We start from the raw sequence: 3,818 nt of genomic DNA, 5'->3' as shown, positions 1-3,818 counted from the left end.
ATGCTGATCCCCGACAGGATCGACGAGGACGAGGCCACCCCGCAGCGCTTCGGCGTGTTCGGCACCACGGTGATCGCGTTCTTCCTCGCCGAGATGGGCGACAAGACGCAGATCGCGACCGTCGCCCTCGCCGCGCGCTATGCCGATCTCGGCGCGGTGGTGGCCGGCACGACGCTCGGCATGATGCTGGCCAACGTGCCCGCGGTGCTGCTCGGGCACCAGGCCGCGACGAGGCTGCCGATCAAGCTGGTGCACGGCATCGCGGCGGCGATCTTCGCGGTGCTGGGCCTGCTGACCTTGTTCAACGTCGGGCACCTGTTCTGACTACTTGGCGATGAGATCCCCGCTCGGCAGCGCCGGTGCTTCGTCGTGCACCGGCGCGGGTTTGCGCTCGCGCACCAGGTAGGAATACACCACCGGCACCACGATCAGCGTCAGCAGCGTCGACGTGATCACCCCGCCAATGATGGCCCGCCCCATGCCCGCCTGGATCTCGCCGCCCTCGCCGAGCGCGAGCGCCAGTGGCAGCATGCCGAACACCATCGCCGCCGTCGTCATGATGATCGGGCGCATCCGCACCAGGCCGGCCTGCAGCAGCGCGTCGGCCATCGAGAGGCCCGCCTTGCGGCCGTGGTTCGCGAAGTCGACCAGCAGGATCGCGTTCTTCGTCACCAGCCCCATCAGCATCACCAGGCCGATCATCGAGAACAGGTTCAGCGTCGAGCGCGTCACCCACAGCGCGATCATCACGCCCAGCAGCGCCAGCGGCAGCGACACCATGATCGCCACCGGCTGCAGGAAGCTGCCGAACTGCGAGGCCAGCACGATGTAGATGAAGATGACGGCCGCGACCAGCGCCATCAGGATGCCGCTCAGGGCCTCGGCCTGGTCCTTGGTCTGCCCGCCCACGTCGAAGCGGTAGCCCGGCGGCAGCTGCGTCTCCTTGACGATCTTCTGCACGTCGGCGCCCACGTCGCCGCTCGGGCGGCCCTGCGTGCCGGCATAGATGGCCTGGCGGCGCTGCAGGTCCTGGCGCTTGATCACCAGCGGGTTCACCACCGGCACGATGTCGGCCACGCGCGACAGCGCGATCGGCGTGCCGTCCTTCGCATAGGCGACCGGCAGGCTGTCGAGCTGCGTGATGTTCTCGCGCGAGGCCTGCGGCAGCCGCAGTTCCACGTCGACCTGCTCGCCGTCGGGCGAGGTCCAGTAGGTGGCCACGTCGCCGTTCACGTAGGTGCGCAGGCTGGTCGCCAGCTGGCTGGTGGTCAGGCCGAGCTCGCGCACCGCATCGGGCTTCAGCCGCACCGCGTAGGCCGGCAGGCCGGGCTTCACCGAGGTCGTCAGGTCGGCGATGCCCTTGACCTTGGCGACCTTGTCGGCGAGGCGCTGCACCTCGGTCTCGAGCACCTTCGGATCGGGCCCGAGCAGCGCGACGTAGATCGGCTGCTGGCCGACCGTGATCTCGATGCCGGGAATCGGCTTCAGCGCCTCGCGCATCACGGCCTCGACCTCGCTCTGCTTGCGCTTGCGCTCGCCGGGTTTCACCAGCTGGATCGCGAGCGTCGCCGAGTTGCGGCTGCCATTGCCGGTGTCGCCGATCGTCGTCGAGGTCAGGCGCACCTCGCTCATGCCGCGGATCACCTGCTCCACCTGCGCCAGCTTCGCGCTCGCACGCGGCAGGCTGGTGCCCACCGGCAGCGTCACGTTCAGCTGGATGTAGCTGTTGTCGGCATCGGGGATGAACTCGCTGCCGATCTGCGTCGACAGGAACAAGGCCATCACGAAGCTGCCGAGCGCGCCCAGCAGCACCAGCGCGCGTGGGGTGACGGTCGCCAGGCGCACGCTGCGCCGCTGCGAGCCGTCGCGCCGGCCGTCGGCATCGAAGGGCCGGCCCCAGGCCGGGATCGGCGGGAAGAGCACGCGGTAGCGCCGGCCCGAGAACACCCAGCGGATCGTGCGCTCGTAGACGACGTGCAGCACGTCCATGCCGCGGTCGGTCCAGCGCATCAGGTGGCCGAGCACCGGCAGCTTCGCGAGGCGGTTGGTCGGCGGGTCGCGCCAGATGCTGGACAGCATCGGGTCGAGCGTGAAGCTGACGAACAGCGACACCAGCACCGCCACCGCCACCGTGACGCCGAACGGGAAGAAGAACTTGCCGATGATGCCCTTCATGAAGGCCACCGGCACGAACACCGCGCAGATCGCGAAGGTGGTGGCCATCACCGCCAGGCCGATCTCCTCGGTGCCCTCGCGCGCCGCCTGCACGTGGCTCTTGCCCATGTGCACGTGGCGCACGATGTTCTCGCGCACCACGATCGCATCGTCGATCAAGAGCCCGATGCACAGGCTCAGCGCCATCATCGTCATGAAGTTCAGCGTGAAGCCGAACGCGTACACCGCGATGAACGACGAGATCACCGCGATCGGCAGCGTGAGGCCGGTGATCACCGTGCTGCGCCAGCTGTGCAGGAACAGGAACACGATCGCGATCGTCAGCAGCGCGCCCTCGACCAGCGTGTGCTTGACGCCCGTCAGGCTGCGCTCGACCCAGTCGCTGTCGGCGTACACCAGCTTCAGCTCGACGCCGGGCGGCAGGCTCGTGCGCAGCTCCTCGGCCGCCGCCTTGATGGCGGCGCCGGTCTCGACGATGTTGGCGTCCTGCTGCTTGTAGACCTGGAACGAGACCGCCGGCACGCCGTCGACGCGCGACAGCGAATCGGGCTCGCGCTCGCGCTCGACCAGCTCGCCGAGGTCGGCCAGCCGCACCACCATGCCGTTGCGCGATGCGATCACCACGTCGGCGAAGGCCTTGGCGTCGCGCACCCTGCCCTCGACGCGCACGATCGCGTCTTCCTTCGCGCTGCTGAGCAGGCCGACCGGCATGTCGGCATTGGCGCGCTGCAGCGCGGCCGACACGTCGGCCGGCGTCAGCTGGTAGGCGCGCAGGCGCTGCGGGTCGAGGTCGATGCGCACCTGGCGCACCGTCATGCCGCCGACGTCGACGCGGGCCACACCGGCCGAGCGCTCCAGCCGCTTGCGCACGACCTGGTCGGCCAGCAGCGAGAGCTCGCGCGCGCTGCGATYGGGCGCCAGCAGCGACAGGTAGACGGTGGGCTGCGCGTTGTCGCCGTCGAAGCGCGAGACGAACGGCGTCTTCGCGTCACGCGGGAACACCGGCTGCACCGCCGCGACCTTGTCGCGCACGTCCTGCACCGCGCGCGTCATGTCGGCGCTGAGCTGGAACTCGACGACCGTCTCGCTGCGGCCCTCGAAGCTGTTCGAGCGGATCATCTTCACGCCGGCGATGCCGTTGAGCGCGAGCTCGATCGGGCGCGTCAGCTCGGTCTCGGTCGCATCGGGCGAGGCGCCCGGGTAGGCGACGCTGACGAACACGATCGGCGGCGAGATGTCGGGCAGGCGCTCGACGCGCAGCTGGCTGTACGAGAACAGGCCGAGCACGCACAGCGCGGCCATGATCATCGTCGCGAAGACGGGGTTGTTGATGGAGACGCGGGTGAACCACATGGCGGTCGGTCTCCGGGATCAGGAACTGGCGACGGCAGAGGCCGCGCTGGCGGCCTTCGGCGCCGTGCGCTGCGTGACGATCTTCGCCGGCTGGCCTTCGCGCAGGTTGTCGAAGCGCGCGCCGAGCACCTGGCTGTCGGCCGCGAGGCCCTTGGCGATCTCGATGCGGTCGCTCACGGCATCCTTGCGGCCGGTGATCACGATGCGGCGCACCAGCGCGTCCTTCTCGAGCGTCCAGACGAAATCCTGGCCCGAGGCCTGGCCGACCGCGCTGATCGGCAGCGTGAGGC

Annotated in this window: 3 protein-coding genes; 1 reads left to right on the top strand and 2 read right to left on the bottom strand. The window is 69.5% G+C overall.

From position 1 onward, the window contains the following. The coding region (locus AC1D01_RS24535; RefSeq protein WP_477871003.1) for a TMEM165/GDT1 family protein at nt 1-324 on the top strand (324 nt) is incomplete at its 5' end. Here the strand turns inward: AC1D01_RS24535 and AC1D01_RS24530 are convergent. Continuing rightward, complete coding sequence (locus tag AC1D01_RS24530) at nt 325-3,528, bottom strand: efflux RND transporter permease subunit (protein ID WP_477871001.1); 3,204 nt, start codon at nt 3,526-3,528, stop codon at nt 325-327. Nucleotides 3,529-3,546: 18 nt separating this feature from the next. Further along, nucleotides 3,547-3,818 (bottom strand): permuted SH3 domain-containing protein (locus AC1D01_RS24525; protein WP_477870999.1); only part of this gene is annotated, 272 nt, incomplete at its 5' end.

This window comes from Rhizobacter sp. P3_B12 (assembly GCF_056402895.1).
The sequence above is the reverse complement of the archived record's forward strand: the minus strand, read 5'-3'. Positions and strand labels throughout refer to the sequence as shown.